20 protein-coding genes are annotated in these 21505 nt (G+C 28.9%); 7 read left to right on the top strand and 13 right to left on the bottom strand.

Going from position 1 to position 21505, the window contains the following annotated elements:
* Positions 1-8 precede the first annotated feature (8 nt).
* Both BX611_RS09175 and BX611_RS09170 read right to left on the bottom strand, forming a co-directional pair.
* A complete protein-coding gene (locus BX611_RS09175) occupies positions 9-782 on the bottom strand; it encodes a zinc ribbon domain-containing protein (RefSeq protein WP_115880385.1) in 774 nt (257 codons plus the stop codon).
* Position 783: 1 nt separating this feature from the next.
* Entirely contained in the window at positions 784-1878 is a 1095-nt protein-coding gene (locus BX611_RS09170; RefSeq protein WP_115880383.1) for a Nif3-like dinuclear metal center hexameric protein, read from the bottom strand.
* 99 nt (positions 1879-1977) lie between these two features.
* Here BX611_RS09170 and lpxK point away from each other — a divergent pair, with 99 nt between their 5' ends.
* Positions 1978-3015, top strand: coding sequence for a tetraacyldisaccharide 4'-kinase (lpxK, locus tag BX611_RS09165; RefSeq protein ID WP_115880381.1), 1038 nt, complete (start codon positions 1978-1980; stop codon positions 3013-3015).
* On the top strand, positions 2987-3796 hold the full coding sequence (locus tag BX611_RS09160) for a purine-nucleoside phosphorylase (protein WP_115880379.1): 810 nt from the start codon (positions 2987-2989) through the stop codon (positions 3794-3796). Before lpxK ends, BX611_RS09160 begins: the two co-directional genes overlap by 29 nt.
* A gap of 36 nt (positions 3797-3832) precedes the next feature.
* On the opposite strand, the gene BX611_RS09155 is transcribed toward BX611_RS09160, so the two are convergent.
* Genes BX611_RS09155 through BX611_RS09140 form a run of 4 tightly spaced genes read right to left on the bottom strand, consistent with a single transcriptional unit; the run spans position 3833 to position 7413 of the window.
* Positions 3833-4729, bottom strand: coding sequence for a Ppx/GppA phosphatase family protein (locus BX611_RS09155; protein ID WP_115880377.1), 897 nt, complete (start codon positions 4727-4729; stop codon positions 3833-3835).
* A gap of 4 nt (positions 4730-4733) precedes the next feature.
* Positions 4734-5222, bottom strand: coding sequence for a SixA phosphatase family protein (locus BX611_RS09150; protein WP_115880374.1), 489 nt, complete (start codon positions 5220-5222; stop codon positions 4734-4736).
* A 29-nt stretch (positions 5223-5251) separates the two neighbouring features.
* The gene (gene pdxH, locus BX611_RS09145; RefSeq protein WP_115880372.1) at positions 5252-5899 is read right to left on the bottom strand and encodes a pyridoxamine 5'-phosphate oxidase; all 648 of its coding nucleotides are present in this window, start codon (positions 5897-5899) and stop codon (positions 5252-5254) included.
* 50 nt (positions 5900-5949) lie between these two features.
* The gene (locus BX611_RS09140) at positions 5950-7413 is read right to left on the bottom strand and encodes a sodium:solute symporter (protein ID WP_115880370.1); all 1464 of its coding nucleotides are present in this window, start codon (positions 7411-7413) and stop codon (positions 5950-5952) included.
* 79 nt (positions 7414-7492) lie between these two features.
* On the opposite strand from BX611_RS09140, the gene recR reads away from it, so the two are divergent.
* Both recR and BX611_RS09130 read left to right on the top strand, forming a co-directional pair.
* Positions 7493-8104 (top strand): recombination mediator RecR, encoded by a 612-nt coding sequence (recR, locus tag BX611_RS09135; protein ID WP_115880368.1) that lies wholly within the window; start codon positions 7493-7495, stop codon positions 8102-8104.
* Positions 8105-8109: 5 nt separating this feature from the next.
* Positions 8110-9258 carry a glycosyltransferase family 2 protein gene (locus BX611_RS09130; RefSeq protein WP_115880366.1) on the top strand — a complete coding sequence of 383 codons (1149 nt, stop codon included), beginning with the start codon at positions 8110-8112 and terminating at the stop codon, positions 9256-9258.
* Here the strand turns inward: BX611_RS09130 and BX611_RS09125 are convergent, their stop codons facing one another.
* From BX611_RS09125 to BX611_RS09095, 7 genes are all read right to left on the bottom strand, one after another.
* Complete coding sequence (locus tag BX611_RS09125) at positions 9259-11319, bottom strand: acetate--CoA ligase family protein (protein WP_115880364.1); 2061 nt, start codon at positions 11317-11319, stop codon at positions 9259-9261.
* Positions 11320-11332: 13 nt separating this feature from the next.
* Positions 11333-11917, bottom strand: coding sequence for an indolepyruvate oxidoreductase subunit beta (locus BX611_RS09120; protein WP_115880362.1), 585 nt, complete (start codon positions 11915-11917; stop codon positions 11333-11335).
* A 6-nt stretch (positions 11918-11923) separates the two neighbouring features.
* On the bottom strand, positions 11924-13540 hold the full coding sequence (locus tag BX611_RS09115) for a thiamine pyrophosphate-dependent enzyme (RefSeq protein ID WP_115880360.1): 1617 nt from the start codon (positions 13538-13540) through the stop codon (positions 11924-11926).
* A gap of 329 nt (positions 13541-13869) precedes the next feature.
* Positions 13870-14691 carry a lipocalin-like domain-containing protein gene (locus BX611_RS09110; RefSeq protein WP_115880358.1) on the bottom strand — a complete coding sequence of 274 codons (822 nt, stop codon included), beginning with the start codon at positions 14689-14691 and terminating at the stop codon, positions 13870-13872.
* Between the two features lie 171 nt (positions 14692-14862).
* On the bottom strand, positions 14863-15411 hold the full coding sequence (locus BX611_RS09105) for a CopD family protein (RefSeq protein WP_115880356.1): 549 nt from the start codon (positions 15409-15411) through the stop codon (positions 14863-14865).
* Positions 15412-15416: 5 nt separating this feature from the next.
* The gene (gene hemH, locus BX611_RS09100) at positions 15417-16430 is read right to left on the bottom strand and encodes a ferrochelatase (RefSeq protein WP_115880354.1); all 1014 of its coding nucleotides are present in this window, start codon (positions 16428-16430) and stop codon (positions 15417-15419) included.
* 21 nt (positions 16431-16451) lie between these two features.
* Complete coding sequence (locus tag BX611_RS09095; RefSeq protein WP_115880352.1) at positions 16452-17348, bottom strand: helix-turn-helix domain-containing protein; 897 nt, start codon at positions 17346-17348, stop codon at positions 16452-16454.
* 276 nt (positions 17349-17624) lie between these two features.
* Here BX611_RS09095 and hemA point away from each other — a divergent pair, with 276 nt between their 5' ends.
* From hemA to hemB, 3 genes are read left to right on the top strand one after another with little or no spacing between them, the layout of a single operon-like run.
* Positions 17625-18878, top strand: coding sequence for a glutamyl-tRNA reductase (hemA, locus tag BX611_RS09090; RefSeq protein WP_115880350.1), 1254 nt, complete (start codon positions 17625-17627; stop codon positions 18876-18878).
* A gap of 1 nt (position 18879) precedes the next feature.
* Positions 18880-20472: a hydroxymethylbilane synthase gene (gene hemC, locus BX611_RS09085; RefSeq protein WP_115880348.1), complete on the top strand. Its 1593-nt coding sequence runs from the start codon at positions 18880-18882 to the stop codon at positions 20470-20472.
* 8 nt (positions 20473-20480) lie between these two features.
* The gene (gene hemB / locus BX611_RS09080; RefSeq protein ID WP_115880346.1) at positions 20481-21446 is read left to right on the top strand and encodes a porphobilinogen synthase; all 966 of its coding nucleotides are present in this window, start codon (positions 20481-20483) and stop codon (positions 21444-21446) included.
* Positions 21447-21505 lie beyond the last annotated feature (59 nt).

Here is a 21505-nt window from a genome sequence, read left to right as displayed (position 1 = left end):
AACTAACACTAACTTAATAGTTTATCAATTTTTTCTTTTTCTTCTTCAGCTAAAGCCCCATCAACTAAAATTCTACCACTATGCTCATCAGTAATAATTTTTTTACGACTTGCAATTTCAACTTGTCTTTGTGGTGGAATTGTAAAAAATGAACCTCCCGAAGCACCTCTTTCAATAGAAACTACCGCTAAACCATTTTTAACCGTAGAACGGATTCTTTTATATGCTTTTAATAAATGGTCGTCTATTAAATCAGCATATTCATCAGATTTTTTAAGTAATAGCTCTTCTTCTTTTACAGTATCACCCATAATATCGTTTAACTCAGCAGATTTATGTTTTAATAAATCTTCTTGTTTTGCAATATTTTCTTTGGTAGCTGCAATAACTTCATTTTTTTGCTCAATTTTAGCTTTAAATTCTTTAATTCTTTTTTCAGCTAATTCAATTTCAAGCTCTTGATATTCAGTTTCTTTAGTTAAAGAATTGAACTCTCTATTGTTACGTACTTTTTTTTGTTGTTCGTTGTATTTTTTTACTAAACCTTTAGCTTCTTCTATTACTAGCTTTTTGGCAGAAATTTCATTTTTTAAGCTAGTTACATCATCATCTAAATTAGTTAGTCTTTTATTTAAACCAACAATTTCATCTTCTAAATCTTCAATTTCTAAAGGTAATTCTCCTCTTACATTTTTAATTTCATCAACTCTTGAATCAATTAATTGTAAGTCGTAAAGTGCTCTTAATTTTTCTTCAACAGTAACTTCTTTCTTTTTAGCCATATTATAAGTAATAAATTGGATTCGTGTTTTTTTGCGATAAAATGATTGCAAAATTAGGAAATTTTTTTGTAAGAATCTCAACTAAAAGATTTTTTGTGAATTGTTCACTTTCGTAATGCCCAATATCTGCAATAATTAGTTTATTTTCAGCCTTGTAGAATTCGTGATATTTAATATCTGATGTTATATAAATATCTGCATTTGCGTTTATAGCATTTTCAATGGCAAAACTTCCTGAACCTCCTAAAACAGCTACTTTTTTTATAGGTTTGTTAAGTAATTTTGAATGTCTAATGCCTTTTGCGTTCATAGTATTTTTTAGTAAATTAAGAAAAGTGACTTCTTCCATTTCTTCAGCTAATTCACCAACCATTCCAATACCAATTTCTTGATTTACATTGTCTAAAGGAACAATATCATAGGCAACTTCTTCATAAGGATGCGTTTTAAACAGCGTATTTAAAATATTTTTTTCTTTATGTTTTTCAAAAATCACACTTATAAAGGTTTCTTCTTCGGTGTGTAACTCACCTTTTTTACCAATAGTTGGGTTTGAATCTTCATTCCCTCTATATGTTCCAAATCCTTGGGTATTATAGCTGCAATTATCATAATTTCCAATGTTACCTGCACCAGCTTTAAAAAGTGCTGTTCTAACTTCTTCAGCATTATCTTTTGGAGCGTAAGTAGTTAGTTTTTTTATGGTATTTTTTTGTGGAATTAATATTTTTTTGTTTTCAATACCTAAAACATCACATATTTTGGCATTTACACCTTGAAATGAGTTATCTAATGCAGTATGCATTGCATAAATTGCAATATCATTTTTAATGGCTTTTAATATTACACGTTCTACGTAATTTTTTCCATTTAGTTTTTTTAATCCTGAAAAAATAATTGGATGAAAACTCACAATTAAATTGCAGTGTTTTTCAATGGCTTCATCAACTATATTTTCTAACGTGTCAAGTGTAACTATAACTCCAGATACTTTTGTAGTGTAATCTCCAATTAATAAACCTACATTATCAAAACCTTCAGCATAATTTAATGGTGCAATTTCTTCAATACAGGTAGTTATATCTCTAATCGTCATAATTTAATTGGTATTGTTAAAAACAAAGATAAATTTTAGACTATAAAGTTAAAGTTTTTAGGCATAAATATTATAATTTGTTTTGTATTTTCGCTTTTAGTGAAGTTATTAAGAAAAATATTATATCCATTTTCAGTATTGTATGGAGTAATTACAAGTGTGCGTAATTATTTATACAATAAAAATATTTTAAAAGCTACAGAATTTAATATTCCCACTATAGTGGTTGGAAATTTAAGCATTGGAGGTACTGGAAAAACGCCACAAATTGAATATTTAATAAGATTATTACAAAACGATTATAAAGTTGCAGTTTTAAGTAGAGGTTATAAGAGAAAAAGTAAAGGGTTTATAATTGCCAATGAAAATGCTTCTGCAGAATTAATTGGGGATGAACCATTTCAATATTATCAGAAATTTAAAGATATTATTGTTTGTGTTGATGCAGATAGAACAAATGCAATTCAACAATTACAAGAGCTGGTTAACCCACCACAATTAATTTTACTGGATGATGCATTTCAGCATAGAAAAGTAGCAGGAGGTTTTAATATTTTGTTAACGCCTTATAACGATTTGTATGTTAATGATACAATGTTGCCTACTGGAAATTTAAGAGAAAAAGTATCAGGTGCTGGTAGAGCTAATTTAATTATTGTAACAAAATGTCCCGAAACTCTTTCTGAAGATGAGCAATTTGAAATTACCAAAAAATTAAATCCTTCATTATATCAAACAGTATTTTTTACAACAATTGATTATGAAAATGAACTTCAGGGTACTTTAAAAGTTAATTTATCAGAACTGGAAAGTGCAGAAGTTTTATTAATTACTGGAATAGCAAAACCGAAGCCTTTATTAAAATATTTAAAAGAGAAAAATATCAAGTTTGAACATTTAAAATACCCTGACCATTATCATTTTAACTCAAAAGATATAGGTGAAATAAATAAGAGGTTTGAATTGTTAAAAACTAATAATAAAATTCTTTTAACAACAGAGAAAGATTATGTTCGTATCTTTGACAAGTTTAAAAATTTGAATTATATATCAATAAAAACAAAATTCATAAATCATAAAAATGATTTTGATAATATTATAAAAAACTATGTGGAACAAAGTTCAAGAAACAGTTAAATTTTTACAAAATAAAGGAATTACATCACCAGATTATGGAATAATTTTAGGAACTGGTTTAGGTAATTTAGTAGAAAAAATTAATATAAAACTTACAATTTCTTATGCCGAAATTCCAAATTTCCCAGTATCAACTGTTGCTGGACATTCGGGAGAATTAATTTTTGGAAAACTGAGTGGTAAAACTGTAATTGCTATGAAAGGACGTTTTCATTTTTATGAAGGTTGGTCAATGGAACAGACGGTTTTTCCTGTTAGAGTTATGAAATTTTTAGGTGTTGAAAAATTAATTGTTTCAAATGCCTCTGGAGGTGTAAATCCTAATTTTAAAGTAGGAGATATTATGCTAATTACGGATCATATTAATTTAATGCCTGTGCATCCATTACATGGAAAAAATGAAGATCGTTTTGGACCTCGTTTTGTTGATATGCACGAAGCTTACAGTAAAAAAATGATCGCTAAAATGGATAAGGTTGCCAGTACTTTAAATATTTCCATACATAAAGGGATTTATTTAGCGTTGCAAGGACCAACTTTTGAAACACCTGCAGAATATAAAATGGTCAAAATTTTGGGAGCTGATGCCGTTGGAATGTCAACTGTGCCCGAAGTAATTGTTGCCAAACATATGGGGATGGAATGCTTTGGTATTTCTGTTATAACAGATTTGGGAGTTGAGGGTATTGTTGAAGCGGTTTCTCATGAAGAAGTACAGAAAAATGCAAAAATTGCTGAAAAGACTGTGGGTAAATTAGTAGCGGAATTTGTGAAATTATAAATATGGCATTATCTTAAAAGCTTATATTACAATAATTTATAAATTATTGTAATATAAGCTTTTAACTATTCCGTCAGCAAGTCCTATTTTAGGAACATATATTTTTTTTGCCTTGCTCCATTTCATTGCAGATAAGTATATTTTTGTGGCTGGGATAATAACATCAGCTCTATCGGGATTTAAATCTAATTCCGAAATACGCTCTTCAAAGGTTAAATGTTTTAGAAATTGGTATTGAGCTTTCATATAAATATATGAAAGAGGTTTTCCAATTAGTTTTCCTGAAAGTTTAAATATTTTATTAATATTTCCACCAGAACCAATTAAAATAGGTTTATTTAAATTTTGTGTATTGGCTGTTATCCAAACTTCCATATTTTCCCATACATCTTTAAAAGATTTTTGCTTATTTAGTAAACGTACCGTACCTATTTTAAAAGATTTTGAATTTATAATTTTTCCGTTTGAAAAAATTGTAATTTCTGTGCTTCCACCTCCAACATCAACATAAACATAAGATTTATTGTTTTCAATAATGTTGAATAAATCTGTTGAAAAAATAATGGAAGCTTCTTTTTTACCATCAATTAAATTAATTTTTACACCTGTATTTTCAAAAATTTCATTTGCAATTTCAATTCCATTTTTGGCTTCTCGCATTGCAGAGGTAGCGCAGGCATAATAATTTTGAACACCATGAATATCCATAAGAAGTTTAAAAGCTTCCATAGCTTTAATCATTCTTAATTTGTTTTCTTCTGAAATAATACCTTTTATAAAAGTATCCGTTCCTAAACGAATTGGTACACGAACTAATGCAGATTTTTTAAAACTTGGATTTGCCCCATGATTTTCAGTAATTACGTTAGCTACTAATAAACGTATAGCATTAGAGCCAACATCTATCCCAGCAAGTTTTTCAATTTTCAAAATAATATTATTTAAAGTTTTTAGGAAACTCGGTTAAAAAGGTATTTCCAGCTTTAATATTTTTCCAGTGGTTGGTATCAAATTTAATTCCTACTACTCCACAAGTTGGAACATGGTCTAATTGTAAACTTCCAAATTTATTTACAAAGGTGCTAATTCCGTGGTCGTGACTAAAAATTATTGCAGAATCAAAACCATCATCTAATGCTTTTACTGTTTTAATTAAATAACCATCACTAAAATTATATAGTGATTTACTTATTTTAAGATTTGCTAATGGATAGTTAAAAGTGTAACTAAATATCATTCCGGTATGTAAAGCTCTATTTGCACAACTTGATATAAAAACATCGGGTGTTGCAATTTTTTTATGTAACACGTTTGAAATGAGATAAGCATCATTAATGCCTCTTTTTTTTAAAGGACGGTCAATATCTTTTATGTCTTCGTATTCCCAAGATGATTTTGCGTGTCTAACAATATAAAGTGTTTTCATTTTAGTTTGTTGAATTTCAAATATAAAAATTATGGAGCTAATCGTTCAATTTTCCAATCAAAATCTTCTTGTAAAGTATATCTGATTCTATCATGCATTCTATTAGGTCTTCCTTGCCAAAATTCAATACTTATAGGTTTTACAATATAGCCTCCCCAATGTTTTGGTCTTGGAATTTCAGTGTTTTTAAATTGTTTTTCAAATTGAAGTAAACGGTCGTCTAAAAATTTACGTGATGGTACAGGTTCACTTTGGTTTGATGCCCAAGCACCTAATTTACTTCCATCGGGTCTAGATTCAAAATAACCATCTGATAAGTTTTCTGCTATTTTTTCAGCCACACCTTTAATAATTACTTGACGTTCAATATTATGCCATAAAAAGGACAAGCAAACATTTGGGTTTTTTGCTATCGACTTCCCTTTTTCACTGTTATAGTTTGTATAAAATATAAAACCTTCCCAGGTATATTTTTTTAACAATACTGCACGGCTTTTTGGAAAACCATCTTCACCTATAGTTGAAATTGTCATGGCATTTGATTCAACATCACTACCAAATTCTTCAACTTCATAGAACCATTTTTGAAATAATTCCATTGGATTGTCAGAAATATCTTTCATTGAAAGTTCAATTTTTTGATAATTTCTTCTGTAATTACTTAAATCGTTTTCCATAAAACAAAATTAAGAATTCTTTAATAGGATAAAATTCATTTAAAATAAAATTACGAATTCGTTTTTTTAATTGTTAATAAACCAATAAAAGTAATGAAGCCATTTACTATTAATAACTCATAACCAAATATATAGCCATTAAATAATATTGCTGAATAACTATTTAAAAAGTAGGTTAATACAACCGCCATTAAGGCAATTAACCATACAAATTTGTCTTTAATATTAATTTTTGTAAAAATTCCGAAGGCAAACAATCCTAAAAGTGGACCATAGGTGTAAGATGCAACTTGTAAAACACTACTTATAACATTTTCTTTTAATACATATTTAAATATTACAATTACAATTACTAATAATATTGAAATTGCAATATGTGTTTTTTTACGAATTGCTTTTTGTTTAGATTGTTCCTTATTTTCAATATCTAAAAAATCGATACAAAATGATGTTGTTAAAGAAGTAAGCGCACTATCCGCACTTGAATATGCTGCAGCAATTAAACCCAAAACAAATACAATTCCAATAGTAATTCCCAAATCGCCATTTAAAGCAATTTCAGGATACAGTAAATCGGTTTTTATAGTGCCATCTGACGTTGGAATTGCAATACCAAATTTTTCTGCATAAATAAATAATAATGCACCTAATGTTAAAAAAACAAAATTTACCGCTATTAAAACAAGCCCGAGTGAAATAACATTCCATTGTGCTTCTTTAGTGTTTTTACAAGTCAGGTTTTTTTGCATCATATCTTGATCTAAGCCAGTCATGGCAATTGCTATAAACATTCCTCCCAAAAACGATTTTATTAGGTGTTTTTTATCATTAAAATCATCAGTAAAAATAATTTTACTGAACTTATCAAATTCAGAAGAAGCAAAAATATCTGCAACAGACCAATTTAATTTATTAATAATAATAAAAATGGTTGCGAAAACAGCTATTAACATAAACAATGTTTGTAAAGTATCGGTCCAAACAATAGTTTTAATACCACCTTTAAAAGTATAAATCCAAATTAATAAAATTGAAAAAATAACGGTAAGTTCAAACGGAATATGCCAAGCATCAAATATAAAATATTGTAAAACAGAAGCTACTAAAAACAACCTGAAAGAAGAACCTAAAACACGAGATATAAAAAAGAAAAAAGCACCAGTTTTATGAGTTACAGGTCCAAATCTATGCTTTAAAAATTCATAAATTGACGTTACTTTTAAATTGTAATAAATTGGTATTAGTACATAAGCAATTACAAAATATCCAAAGAGGTAACCAATAACAATTTGCATATAGCTAAACTGAGAACTTTGTACCCAACCAGGAACAGAGATAAACGTAACACCAGAAAGTGATGCACCAATCATACCAAAAGCAACAACATACCAAGGCGATTTTTTATTGGCTTTAAAAAAGGTATCGTTACTATCGTTTTTACCTGTAAAATATGCTATTGTTAGTAGTACACAAAAATAAATGGCAATTAATGAAAGTATGTAAATTGGTTGCATTAACTAAAGGTATCAGTTTTATAATAACAAAGAAACTAAAATTATTGAGAATATCGTTTGCTAATTGTACATTTGCGAAATGAATTTTTCTTCTAAACTTTTGGAAAATGCAGTTAACGAGGTGTCTCAATTACCAGGAATTGGAAAAAGGACAGCTTTAAGGTTGGTTTTACACTTATTAAAGCAGCCAGCTAACCACACGCACCAATTGTCAAAAGCTTTAAATAATTTAGTTGATGAAATTAAATTATGCAAAAAATGTCATAATATTTCTGATGTTGAAGTTTGTGAAATATGTGCAAATCCATCACGAAATAATGAAATTATTTGTGTTGTTGAAGATGTGCGAGATGTAATGGCTATAGAAAACACAGCTCAATTTAAAGGCTTGTACCACGTTTTAGGAGGTAAAATTTCTCCAATTGAAGGTATTGGTCCACAAAATTTAACCATAGATAGTTTAATTGAAAAGATTAAAATTGGTGCTGTTAAAGAAGTAATTTTTGCTTTAAGTTCTACTATTGAAGGTGATACTACTAATTTTTATATTTTTAAGCAATTAGAGAAATATACCATTAAAACCTCAACAATTGCACGGGGTATAGCCGTAGGTGATGAATTGGAATATGCAGATGAAGTTACACTTGGAAGAAGTATTATAAATAGAATTCCATTTGAAAATTCCCTATAACTTTTATGGATATATCAGTTGTAATTGTTAATTATAATGTTCAGTATTTTTTGGAGCAGTGTATTTTAAGTGTAAAAGAAGCTGCTACTAATTTAAATGTTGAAATTATTGTAGTTGATAATAATTCTGAAGATAACTCGTGTTCAGTAATTAAAGAAAAATATCCTGAAGTTAAATTAGTTGAAAATAAAGAAAATATAGGTTTTTCAAAAGCAAATAACCAAGGTGTTAAAATTGCGAAAGGTGCATATATTTTAGTTTTAAATCCAGATACTATAATTGCTGAAGATACGCTTGATAAAATTATTTTTTTTGCAAGAGCGAAACAAAATTTAGGAGTTTTAGGAGTTAAATTAATTGATGGATCTGGAAAATTTGCTCCTGAAAGTAAAAGAGGAATTCCAACTCCAAGTACCTCATTTAATAAACTTTTTGGTATTTCAAGTAAGCGTACCGGTAAATATTATGCAACACATTTAGACGAAAATGAATCTGGTATAATAGATATTGCATCGGGTGCATTTATGTTTATGAAACGTATTGTTTTTGAAGAGGTTGGGGGTTTTAGCGAAGCTTATTTTATGTACGGTGAAGACATAGATTTAAGTATGAAGCTACTGCATAAAGGATATCAGAATTACTACTTTGCAAGCACGCAAATAATTCATTTTAAAGGCGAAAGTACCGACAAAAACAGTAAATATTTAAAATATTTTCATGATGCGATGAAAATATTTTATAAAAAGCATTTTAAATTAAATTTAATTTATGATTTTATTATGCGAATTGGTATTGAGTTTTGGTATTTATTAAAATATTTTAAATTTAATAATGTAAAAAAAACGAGAAAACCAATATTTAATTTGTTGTATTTGGGAGATGATGAATTAATTGTTGAATATTTAGATAAAAAATATTTAGTGATAAAAGAGTCTATTTTAGATGATTTTTCTGAAATAAAAAAAATTATAAAAAACAATAAAATTGATGCTATTGTATTTGATAATTCAAGAATTTCAAATAAAAAAATTATTGAACATTTTCAAGAATTAAAAAATGAAAAAGTCGTATTTAAAATTCATCCAAAAACAACTAATTTCTTAATTGGGAGCACCTGCCCAAATGTTCGTGGGCAAATTGAAATTATTGAATAATTAATTTTTCTCAATTCTTATTCTCGCATCAACCGCAAAAATTTCTTTTTCATTTCCTAAAAGCGGATTTAAATCTAACTCAGCAATTTCAGGAGCTATAGTTACTAAATTTGAAATTTTTTCAATAATTTCAGCAAATTTAGTTTCGTCAACACCTTTTTGATTTCTAATTCCTTCAATTATTTTATGCGATTTTAAATTATGAATCATTTCAATTGCTTCGTTTTTTGAAACTGGAGCTAATGCAGACTCAATATCTTTTAAAACTTCAATATAAATACCTCCTAAGCCACATAAAATTAAATGACCAAAATTGCCTTCTTTTTTTGCTCCTATAAATAATTCAATTCCTTTTTTCATCGGTTGAATTAAAACGGAAGTTGCACCTTTAATTTTCATGATAGTATTAAATGATGCTATCAATTTCTCTTCAGACGTAATATTTAAAACAATTCCTCCAACATCACTTTTATGAATAGGTCCAACAACTTTTAGAACCACTGGAAAACCAAATTCTGTAGCGGTTTTTACACAAGTTTGTTTAGTTGTGCAAACAGCTTCATTTACCATTGGAATTTTAGCAGCTAACAATAATTCTTTTACTTGTTGAGGTTGCAAATAACCATTTTCTGCAATATCAAGTATTGTTCTAATTTTAGTTGAATTAATTGTTGATTTTGAATTTTTACCTAATCTTGGTTTTGGAGTATTATTTACTTTTCCTAAGGCATTTCCAAACAAAACTTCGTCAGTAAAATTTATATTTCCTTTTGAAATAAAATAATCAATTTCATTTTTAACATTCACAACTGAAGGTAAAATTGGAAATATTGGTTTTTTGCATGTTTGTATTTTTTTGTGAAGTACATCATAAACATCAAATACTTCAAATAAACCTGGGCTTCCAAAAATAACTACCATTGCATCAATTTCCGAAAAATCATGTTCGCAATAATCTATAATAGTTTCTAATTGTTCAGCATTTCCAGTTGCCAAAAAATCAATTGGATTAGAAACGGAAGAACCTAAAAATAATTTATTTAGCAATTCATCACTCTTTTGCCCTTTAATTTCAGGAACATTGAGTCCATTTTTAGATAGAGTATCCGTTAACATTACTGCAGGTCCACCAGCATGTGTAATAATTGCAATGTTTTTACCTTTTAATTCAGGATACATAAATATAGATGCAACTGTAATTAATTCATTTCTACCAAAACAACGCACAATTCCAGCTTTTTTAAATAATGCATCAACTGCCGTATCTGAATTTGCCAAAGCACCTGTATGTGAGCTTGCGGCCCTACTTCCTGCTGAAGAACTTCCTGCTTTTATGGCTGCAATTTTACAGCCTTTCTGGATTAAGGAAGAAGCGTGTTTTAATAGTTTTTGAGGATTTTCAATACTTTCAATATATAATAGTTTTACTTTGGAACTAGTATTTTTATTAAATGTTTCGTCTAAATGTTCTAAAACTTCTTCAACTCCAATTTGAGCCGAATTTCCAACGGAATAAACACTTGAAAATGTTAAGCCAGTTGACATTGCTGCTTCAATAATAAAAACAGCTGTTGCACCAGATCCCGAAATAAAATCGACACCTTTTTTATCTAATTTAGGAATAGGAGTAGTAAAAACACCTGCATAATTTTGATTGATTAATCCAATATTATTTGGTCCTAGAAGTGTACCTCCAACAGCATTAATTTCTTCAACAATGTCTTGTTCTAACTTTTTACCTGCTGCATCTTTTTCACTAAATCCTGCAGAGAAAATTATAAAACCTTTCGTGTTTTTTTGTTGTGCTAATACTTTTATTGTTTCTAAAGTAAATTTAGCTGCAATTGCTATAATTGCTACATCAACTTTAGGAACATCATTAATATTTTGATAGCATTTAATACCCTGAATTTTATTTTCTTTTGGGTTAACAGCAATAAGTTTACCTTTAAAATTGTGTTCAATTATATTTTTTAGAACACGTCCTCCAGGTGTGTGAACGTTATTTGAAGCGCCAACAATTGCAATACTTTTTGGGTTTGTTAATTTTTCGTGTAACATTTATTGTTTTGTTTTAAGAAACCATTTCAGAAGCAATTTCTTTTCCTTTTTCATAAGCTTCTATGTTTTTTATAACGATGCGTTCTCCTTTTCGTTGAAACAGCATTTTAATAGCTTTTTGTAAACTTTCATCACTTAATGGAAGTAGTGAAGCAGCAGCTCCTAATAATACAATATTGGTAGCTTTAGAATTTCCAATTTCTTTTGCAATTCCTTTAGCATCTATTAAAATAGTATTTTTATGTGTTTTTATTTCTTTATATAGTGTTTCTAATTCAGGGTAATTAGTAATATTTTCAAATGGGTTTGAATCTGTTATTAAAAAACCACCTTTTTTTAAATAAGGTAAATAGCGTAATAATTCCATTGGTTCAACTGAGATAATCATATCTGCTTTTCCTTCAGGAATTAAATCAGAGAAAATTTCTTTATCTGAAATTCGAACATGACTTTGTACTGCGCCACCTCGTTGACTCATTCCGTGGACTTCAGATTGTTTAATATTTAAATTACTGTTTAAAGCTGCAGTATCTAAAACAGCAGCAATTGTTAAAATTCCTTGTCCACCAACTCCTGCTAAAATTATATTTGTTTTCATTGTTTTTTAATTTATAGATACTTGTTGTAGTTTTTTTAATTGATCTTTTTTCTCTTTAGGCAATTGAACGCAAGGACGTTGTGCTATAACAACTGAAATTCCTTTATAATTAATTTCCTGCCTGATTATATCAATATTTTCATCTAAATTTTTATGAAGCGGAGTTATTATTTTTAAATGTTCTTTTTCAACTCCAATTCCTTTACAAATAGTTACTAATCTTCCGGAAGCAGAAGAATCCTGAGCGCCTGTCATTGCAACTGCAGAATTATCTGAAATAATAACTGTAATAGGTGTGTTTTCTATAACAGCATCTAATAAGCCTGTCATACCAGAATGTGTAAAAGTTGAATCTCCAATAATAGCAATTGAAGGATGTATTCCAGCATCTGAAGCACCTTTTGCCATAGTTATAGAAGCTCCCATATCAATTAAAGTATTTATACTTTGGTATGGAGGCAACACACCAAGTGCATAGCAACCAATATCTCCAAAAACCTGTTGCGCTGTGTTTTCAGTTTTTAATTGATTTATGGCTTCAAATAAATCTCTATGTGCACAGCCAACACATAATTCAGGAGGTCTTCCTGAAACTATTTTCGGAATTTTTTCACTAATAGTTCTTTCAAATCCCAAAGCTTCAGCTATATTATCAGGATTTAGTTCGCCAACTCTATTTAAGTGTCCTGTTAAACGCCCCATTACTTTTTTACTTTCACCAAAATAATCCGATACTAATTCTTCAATAAATGGTGCTCCGTCTTCTAAAACCAATATTTTTTTACATTTATTAAATAATTTTTTCACCTGTTTTTTTGGTAAAGGATATTGTGAAATTTTAAGGATAGGGAATGGGCAGCTATCATCTTCGAAATTTTCCATTAAATAATTGTATGCAATACCAGCCGCTATAATTCCCATTGAAGTATTTGGGCCGTCAATAAATTTATTAAAATAGCTGTTTTCTGAACTTTCTCTGTTATCACTTTGAATAGCCACTAAATGTTGATACCTATTTCTTGCATGCATTGGTATCAATTGAAATTGGTGTGGATTTTTTGGTAAATGAATACTGTTTTGAGCTTTTCTTTTACTGATTTCAATTCCAGCTCTGGAATGTGAAAGTCGCGTAACCATTCTAATCATAATTGGTAGCCCTAATTGTTCAGATAAATAAAAAGCATACCTGGTAATATCGTAAACTTCCTGTTGGTTTGAGGGTTCGAAAATAGGAATCATTGCAAATTTCCCATAATTTCTAGAGTCTTGTTCGTTTTGTGAGGAGTGCATTGAAGGGTCGTCGGCTACAACTACAACCAACCCACCATTTATTCCAGATACTGCCATATTCATAAAAACATCAGCGGCTACATTTAAACCAACATGCTTCATAACTGTCATTGCTCTTTTTCCTGCATAAGACATTCCTAAAGCGGCTTCCATGGCAGTTTTTTCATTAACGGACCATTTAGAGTGAATGTTCAATTCTTTTGCTATTTTGGAGCGTTGTATATATTCTGTAATTTCTGTTGATGGAGTACCTGGATAAGCATAAACACCTGATATTCCGGCATCAATAGCACCTTGAGCTAAAGCCTCATTTCCTAATAGAAGTTTTTTCATAAATTTCAACTTTATAAATTATGTATTTATAACAGGCTAAAATTACGAAAACGTTTTCGGGTAATAAATGATTAAAATCATTTTGTAACATTTAATACGCTGATATACAGTTTTTTGAATGTTTAATGAAATTGTTTATATGTTGAATTTTATGAGCTTAATTTGAGTTAATTATTATGAAATATGAAACTAACTTTAACTAATAGTGCAGTATTGTTAAACAATAACTTCACGTCTTTTTTATAAAAATTTAAAAATCTATAAAAATAACTTCTATATAATTTATAATATAAACTTATAATAAAATAAAAATTTGACTAATTAGGAATTTAGACTTTTAGGAAAATTAATTTTTGTGTATGCGTAACCTCATCAACAGTTTTGGAGAATTCTACAATCATTTTAGTAGTGTCACTTTCAAAAGTTACTTTAACTTCAGGAATGTCAATGCCTGTTATTTCGTACATATCGTCTCCTAAATTTTTCCAAGTGCCTTTTTTAATTTCTACAGCTATACATTCTGATCCTTCATCATAAAAATCTTTTTCTTCATAAATACCATCTTCAAATAATTCAAGTGTCATTGATTTTTCACATTCGGTTAATTCTACTTCAATAGCATCTTCAAATTCTTGATCTAACTGCCATTTACCAATAATGTTATCAGGAACATAATCATTATTATCTATGAAAATCATTTTTAACCAAATGTCAATTTCTTCATCTTCAAAGTTAATTGTTCCAGATAATTCTAATATCATTTTATTACTCTCAAAAGTAACTTTAACTTCTAAAGAGAGTGTCATTTCTGGAATTTCAAAATCGGAGATACTGTATGAATTATTGTCAGAATTTTCCCAAGTTCCATTAATAATTTCTTGAGCAACACAAATACTTTCATCGTCGTTAAATTCAAAAACTTTTAATTGATATGTGCCATTTTCAAAAAAATCAATGGTTGATTTTTTGTCGCATTCTGTAAGTAAATCATCTTCATACTGATCATCTACTTTTATTAATAATTGGTTAACTCTCCATTTTCCAATTATAGCATCGGGATTATTTTCATTCGTATCATTATTGTCGTTACTGCAAGCATTAAAACTTAATACAATAAAAGCGGTTGTCAAAAATACTATTAATTTTTTCATGACATTAGAATTTAATCGTTATGACATAAAATTAAACCTGACTTTTAAGTTTTCAAATGACTTTAATCAAGCAGCTGACTTGTAGGAATGATTGAAATCAGTTTAGATATAGGTTTTTGAAAATGTTATAATTTTTAATCATTCATTAAAATAAAAATGGATGCTTTTAGGTTATTTTTCCCAACTCTTTTTATTTCGAAGGTTTTTGTATAGTTTAATTCCTAACATTAAAAAAATTGAAACTCCAATAATTCCAACAGTTCCAAAAATCCATCCAAAGGCATTTTTTAAAACTACCAAAAATACACAGGCAAATAAAATAATTGTAGCGACTTCATTCCAAATTCTTAAAGCAAACGAAGAGTATTTTAAATATCCTTTTTCTATTTGATTGTACATTATTTGGCAAGTTGCATGGTATGCAATTAAGGCTGCAACAAATCCTAATTTTATTTGCATCCAACCCATTTGTAGCCAGGCTGGTTGTAGTATTAAGAGCCAAATAGCGAATAGTGTTGCTAAAACTGCAGAAGGCCATGTAATAATATACCACAGCCTTTTTATCATTAATTTGTATTGTTTTAGTAATATTTGTTTTTCAATTTCAGGTTTTTCTTCTGCTTCTTTGTAATAAATAAACAATCTGATTATGTAAAATAAACCGGCAAACCAAGTAGTAATAAAAATTATATGAAGTGATTTTATGTATAAATATTCCATAAAAATTATTTTGCCCAATTATTAATCCAATTACAAAGTGTATTTGCCCATTCTTCGTTATCGTTAAGACAAGGGATTGTTGAAAAATTTTCACCACCATTTTCTTCAAAAGAATGTTTTGCTTCCATACCTATTTCTTCTAAAGTTTCTAAACAATCCGATACAAATGCAGGTGTTACAACTGCTAGGTTTTTAATTCCGTTTTTAGCAAAATCATCAATGGTTTGATCCGTATAAGGCTGTAGCCAAGGATCACGACCTAAACGCGATTGGAATGATGTGCTATAGCTTCCTTCTTTTAAATTTAATTTTTCCGCTACATTTTTTGTTGTTTGATAGCATTGATGTCTATAACAAAATTCGTGTGCTGGAGAAGGTGTGTTACAACAACTGCCATCTATTTTACAATGCGATTTAGTGATATCAGATTTTTTAATGTGACGTTCAGGAACTCCGTGATATGAAAAAAGTAAATGGTCAGGTTTTATTAATTCCAAATGTTGTTGGATACTGTTGCTTAAAACTTCAATATAATCAGGTTCATTGTAAAAAGCAGGAACATCGGTTATTTTTATGCTAGGAAAATCTTTTTCAACAATTTTAGATGCTAAAACGGTAATAGTTTCTGTTGTAGCCATTGCAAATTGAGGATATAACGGAATTAAAAAAATTTCTGTAACTCCCTTCGCTGCTAATTTTTCAATACCGCTTTTTATGGAAGGGTTTCCATAGCGCATTGCTAATTCTACAGGAATAGTTGAATTTTTCTGAACTTTTTTATGCAACCTTTCCGACAAAACTATAAGTGGAGAGCCCTCTGGCCACCAAATTTTTTTGTAAGCTTCAGCTGATTTTTTTGGACGTGTATTCAAAATTATTCCTTTTACCACAAAAGCACGTATAAGGTATGGTGTATCTATTACGCGTTTATCCATTAAAAATTCATCTAAATAATTTTTAACATCTTTTACTGAAGTACTGTTTGGTGATCCTAAATTAACTAATAAAGCTCCTTTCATTTGTTGATTTTAATATGTGTTTTATTGTGATTTTGCAAATTGTTTTGGTGTGATTTTATATTTTCTTTTAAAAGCAGCAATAAAATGACTGGATGTGCTGTATCCTAATTGAGATGCTATTTCATTTACATTTAATTGTTGCTCCTGTAATAAAGTTTTGGCCAATTCCATTTTATAGTTTAATAAAAATGTAAATACAGGAAATCCATAAAACTCCTTAAAATCAGTTTTTAATTTTTTAATATTTAGTCCAACTTCTTTTGATAATTCATAAAGTGAGGGAGGGTTGGCCATTTTTTCAATAATAATATCTTTAGCGTGTTTTATTTTACTCACTGTTTCTTCACTTGAAATATACGGGCAATTTTCAGTTTCGTTTTCAGATGCTGAACTGAAATAATAACTCAATAATTCGTAAACTTTACCTTTTATATAAATTGGTCTTAGGATTTGATTTGTTTGTTTTGTAATTAATTGATTTAAAATTAATTTAATAGATGAACTAATTTCTTTTGGCTCAATAATAGGGTTTTCTCCTTTTAGGCTGTTATAATTATATAAAACAGTACCATCTATTGAAAAAAGTGAATGAAAATATTCAATAGAAATTAATACAACTATTAATTCTGAATTTATAGGTAAATTAAAAAGAAGATTCATTTGTTCATCCTTAAAATAAGCCATGCTAGAATTCCCCTCTGTCAAATTTATTGCACAATGTTTCATATTAAAGGCAACGGAACATTGTTGATTGGTGCAAAAAAATAATTGGATATAATTATTTGTTAAAGCCTGTTGTAGTAACAGTGTTTCTTCTGATAAGTTGTTGAAATAAAATACTTTAAAAGTGTTTGCCTCATTAAAAAGAATATGAGTACTTTTGTCGATATATTTGTGGCTTTTTAAACTAAATTTCATCAGATGTTTTTTATAACTAATCGTAAAAATATCTACAAAAATACAATAAAAAGAAATACAATATAATGTTTTTTTTAAGAATAAATATGACAAATGTCATATTTTAAAACCCTTATGTTTACTGACATATGTCATAATTTATATAAAAAACAGCTTATTTAGAAATGTTCTAAATTAACATATGTAACTTATGTCGACAATAATAGTACTTTTAGCGACGTTTTGAACTATAATATAATTGTACTTTTGTCGATACTTATTGGTAATACTAATTTTATGAGTCAAGAAAATTTACCTGCTAAATTTTATAATGTAGGTTTAAGTTATAAAAAAGCGGATGTAAAGGTACGTGGTGCTTTTAGTTTAACTAAAGAAAATCAAAAACTTTTATTGTTAGAGGCTAAGGAAAAAGGGATTGATGGAATTTTTGTTTTATCTACTTGTAATAGAACTGAAATAACTGGTTTTGCAAAACACCCTTTCGAGCTAATTAGCCTACTTATTAAATATTCAAAAGGTAGTGTGGAGGAATTTATAAATGTTTCTAACGTTTATAAAAATAATGATGCAGTAAACCATTTATTTAATATTGCAACAGGTTTGGATAGTCAAATATTAGGCGATTATGAAATAGTTGGGCAATTAAGACAGTCTTTTAAATTGGCTAAAAAGTTAGGTACTACAAATGCTTATTTAGAGCGTTTAATGAATTTGGTTTTACAAGCAAGTAAAAGTGTAAAAAACAATACTAAATTAAGTTCTGGTACAACTTCAGTTTCTTATGCAGCTATACAATATATAGTAGATTCTATTGAAAACTATAACGATAAGAAAATTCTTATTTACGGTTTGGGTGAAATAGGAAAAAATACATGTAAAAATGTATTGGAATATACTTCAAATAAAAATATTACTTTAGTTAATAGAACACTTGAAAAAGCTATTGATTTTGAACAAGAACATAACATAGTTTCTGTAGTTGATTTTTCAAATTTAACTGAAGAAATTCATAAAACAGATATTTTAATAGTATCAACCGGAGCCAATACACCAACAGTTACCAAAGCACATTTAAAAGAAGGTAAGGAGTTGTTAATTATAGATTTATCTATGCCGGAGAATGTTGATGTAAGTGTAAAATCTTTGGAAGGGATAACATTGATTAATGTTGATGAACTTTCGAAAATTACTGATAAAACTATTGAAACAAGAAAAGAGCAAATTCCTTTAGCGGAAAAAATAATAGAAAAATATAAATCAGAATTTAACGATTGGATTTCGCATAGAAAATATGTGCCAGCCGTTAATGCTTTAAAAGAATCTTTACAAGCAATTCAGCATGATGAAATTGATTTTCATTCAAAAAAAATAAAAGATTTTAATATTGAACATGCAGAATTTGTTACCAATAGAATGATTCAAAAAATAACTACACAATTTGTTAAGCATTTAAAAGATGAAGAAACTTCGGTTGATCAAAGTATAAATGTAATAAGCAAAATATTCTACTCAGAAAAAACCGAAATTTAGAATGGATAAAATTATTAGAATTGGTACTCGCTCTAGTGAATTAGCACTTTGGCAAGCCAATACAGTTGCAGAACAATTAGGACATTTCGGACATGAAACTGAAATTGTAAAAATAGATTCCCTTGGAGATGTTGTTTTAGATAAACCACTCTATGAACTTGGAATTACTGGAGTTTTTACTAAAAATTTAGACATCGCATTGCTGAATGGTAAAATTGATATTGCAGTGCATTCTTTTAAAGATGTTCCTACAAAATTACCGACAGGAATTGTGCAAACAGCCGTTTTGAAAAGAGGTGATTTTAATGATGTGTTAGTAATTAAAGAGGATGAGAATTTTTTCGCAAATGATTCAGCTATAATTGCAACTGGAAGTTTACGCAGAAAAGCACAATGGTTATATCGTTACCCGCATCATAAAATTACAGGATTACGTGGAAACGTAAATACACGCTTAAAAAAGTTAGAAGATAATGATTGGGATGGTGCAATTTTTGCCGCAGCAGGTTTAAAAAGATTAAAATTATTACCAGAAAAGGAAAAGCATATTAAATTAGATTGGATGATTCCTGCTCCTGCACAAGGTGCTGTTATGATTGCTGCCTTAGAAAATAGAGAAGATCTTATTGAAATTTGTAAAGAGATAAATGACGAGCAAACTGCAACTTGTGTTAAAATTGAACGTGATTTTTTACGGGTTTTAGAAGGTGGCTGTACTGCACCAATTGGTGCTTTAGCAATGATTTGGGATGAAGAAATAAAATTTAAAGGTGTTTTATTTAGTCCCGATGGTAAAAATAAAATGGAATTTTCCAAGGAAGTACCAATAAACAATGCATCGGATTTAGGTGAATACGGAGCAAATTACATTTTAGAAAGAGGTGGTAAAAAGTTAATGCGAGAAGTACAAGATATTGAAAAGTCTACACTCGTTTACTCTACAAAAAGTCTATCGCACCAGCAAACAAGTATTTTAAATTCCAAAATTGGTGTAGCAAGTAGCGATTTTATTACTATTAGAAATAACCGTTTAAAGCCAGTTATTGTTAAAAAACCAATTGAAAATGCAGTATTTACAAGTCAAAATGCTGTAGAAGCTTTATTGAATAACTTTAGTCCAATGGAACTAAATTTTGAAAATATTTATTGTGTTGGAAGAAGAACAAAACGACTTATTGAAAAGAAAATTGGAAAAGTGTCACAAGTTGAAAATGATGCTGAAAAACTAGCTAATTATTTAGTTGATAATTTAGATACTAAAAATGTTACTTTTTTCTGTGGAAATAAAAGAAGAGATGCTTTGCCAGAAACTTTAACAAATAACGAAATTGAGGTAAATGAGGTTATATGTTATCAAACACAACTAACTCCAAAAGTTATTGAGGAAAAGTATAAGGGGATTCTTTTTTATAGTCCTTCGGGAATTGAAAGCTATTTAAAAGAAAATACCAATAATGAAATTGTAGCATTTTGTATTGGAGAAACTACTGCAACAGAAGCTAAAAAACACTTTAAAAATGTTGAAACCTCAAAATTGTCTACAGTAGAAAGTGTTTTAGAATCAGTAAATAAATTTTTTGAAGAAAATAAATAGTAATAGGTATGAATAGAACTAGACGTCTTCGTAAAACCGAAAATATTCGCAGATTAGTTAGAGAAAATAAATTAACTATAGACGATTTAATTTACCCTTTATTTATTGAAGAAGGTGAAAATATAGAAACAGAAATTGTTTCTATGCCTGGGATAAAACGTTTTTCATTAGATACAATTTCAAAGGAATTAGACGAAGTTGTAGCGTTAGATATTCCTGCTGTATTACTTTTTGGAATTCCATCGAAAAAAGATGAGGTAGGTTCAGAAACTTGGAATGACGATGGAATTATGCAAAAAGCGGTTCGTTTTATAAAAAAGAATTATCCAGGTTTATATGTAATTACTGACGTTTGTTTTTGTGAATATACAAGTCACGGACATTGTGGAATAATACATGATAATGATGTGGATAATGACGCAACCCTACCAAATATAGCAAAACAAGTTATTTCACATGCAAAAGCAGGTGTAGATATGGTAGCACCTTCAGGAATGATGGATGGAATGATTGCTACTATTAGAGAAGCATTAGATAATACAGGTTTTCCAAACCTTCCAATTATGTCTTATGCTGTAAAGTATTCTTCAGCTTTTTACGGACCATTTAGAGATGCTGCAGATTCTGCTCCAACATTTGGAGATAGAAGAACTTATCAAATGGATCCATCAAACAGAGATGAAGGTATGCGTGAAGCAACTTTTGATGATCAAGAAGGTGCAGATATTTTAATGGTTAAACCAGCATTATCTTATTTAGATATTATTCGGGATTTAAAAAATAATTTTGATCGACCAATTGCTTGTTACAATGTAAGTGGCGAATATGCTATGATTAAAGCAGCTGCAGCAAAAGGTTGGATTGATGAAGAACGTGTAATGATGGAAGCTTTACTTTCAATGAAAAGAGCAGGAGCTGATATTATTATTACCTACTTTGCCAAAGATGTTGCAAAAATACTGTTGAAAAAATAAAAGGTTACCCAGTAAAGTTGAAGATGTCACTGAATGGAGTCAAAGTGATAATCTTTTTT

The organism is Lutibacter oceani, from assembly GCF_003384935.1.
GTDB classification, from domain to species: domain Bacteria; phylum Bacteroidota; class Bacteroidia; order Flavobacteriales; family Flavobacteriaceae; genus Lutibacter; species Lutibacter oceani.
This window is presented reverse-complemented; position numbering and strand designations above follow the sequence as displayed.

What these genes read in the sequence shown, in the direction of transcription:
- BX611_RS09175 (WP_115880385.1), bottom strand. Translation starts at nt 782, where the DNA reads ATGGCTAAAAAGAAAGAAGTTACTGTTGAAGAAAAATTAAGAGCACTT.
- BX611_RS09170 (WP_115880383.1), bottom strand. Translation starts at nt 1,878, where the DNA reads ATGACGATTAGAGATATAACTACCTGTATTGAAGAAATTGCACCATTA.
- BX611_RS09160 (WP_115880379.1), top strand. Translation starts at nt 2,987, where the DNA reads ATGTGGAACAAAGTTCAAGAAACAGTTAAATTTTTACAAAATAAAGGA.
- BX611_RS09150 (WP_115880374.1), bottom strand. Translation starts at nt 5,222, where the DNA reads ATGAAAACACTTTATATTGTTAGACACGCAAAATCATCTTGGGAATAC.
- pdxH (WP_115880372.1), bottom strand. Translation starts at nt 5,899, where the DNA reads ATGGAAAACGATTTAAGTAATTACAGAAGAAATTATCAAAAAATTGAA.
- BX611_RS09140 (WP_115880370.1), bottom strand. Translation starts at nt 7,413, where the DNA reads ATGCAACCAATTTACATACTTTCATTAATTGCCATTTATTTTTGTGTA.
- recR (WP_115880368.1), top strand. Translation starts at nt 7,493, where the DNA reads ATGAATTTTTCTTCTAAACTTTTGGAAAATGCAGTTAACGAGGTGTCT.
- BX611_RS09130 (WP_115880366.1), top strand. Translation starts at nt 8,110, where the DNA reads ATGGATATATCAGTTGTAATTGTTAATTATAATGTTCAGTATTTTTTG.
- BX611_RS09125 (WP_115880364.1), bottom strand. Translation starts at nt 11,319, where the DNA reads ATGTTACACGAAAAATTAACAAACCCAAAAAGTATTGCAATTGTTGGC.
- BX611_RS09120 (WP_115880362.1), bottom strand. Translation starts at nt 11,917, where the DNA reads ATGAAAACAAATATAATTTTAGCAGGAGTTGGTGGACAAGGAATTTTA.
- BX611_RS09115 (WP_115880360.1), bottom strand. Translation starts at nt 13,540, where the DNA reads ATGAAAAAACTTCTATTAGGAAATGAGGCTTTAGCTCAAGGTGCTATT.
- BX611_RS09110 (WP_115880358.1), bottom strand. Translation starts at nt 14,691, where the DNA reads ATGAAAAAATTAATAGTATTTTTGACAACCGCTTTTATTGTATTAAGT.
- BX611_RS09105 (WP_115880356.1), bottom strand. Translation starts at nt 15,411, where the DNA reads ATGGAATATTTATACATAAAATCACTTCATATAATTTTTATTACTACT.
- hemH (WP_115880354.1), bottom strand. Translation starts at nt 16,430, where the DNA reads ATGAAAGGAGCTTTATTAGTTAATTTAGGATCACCAAACAGTACTTCA.
- BX611_RS09095 (WP_115880352.1), bottom strand. Translation starts at nt 17,348, where the DNA reads ATGAAATTTAGTTTAAAAAGCCACAAATATATCGACAAAAGTACTCAT.
- hemA (WP_115880350.1), top strand. Translation starts at nt 17,625, where the DNA reads ATGAGTCAAGAAAATTTACCTGCTAAATTTTATAATGTAGGTTTAAGT.
- hemC (WP_115880348.1), top strand. Translation starts at nt 18,880, where the DNA reads ATGGATAAAATTATTAGAATTGGTACTCGCTCTAGTGAATTAGCACTT.
- hemB (WP_115880346.1), top strand. Translation starts at nt 20,481, where the DNA reads ATGAATAGAACTAGACGTCTTCGTAAAACCGAAAATATTCGCAGATTA.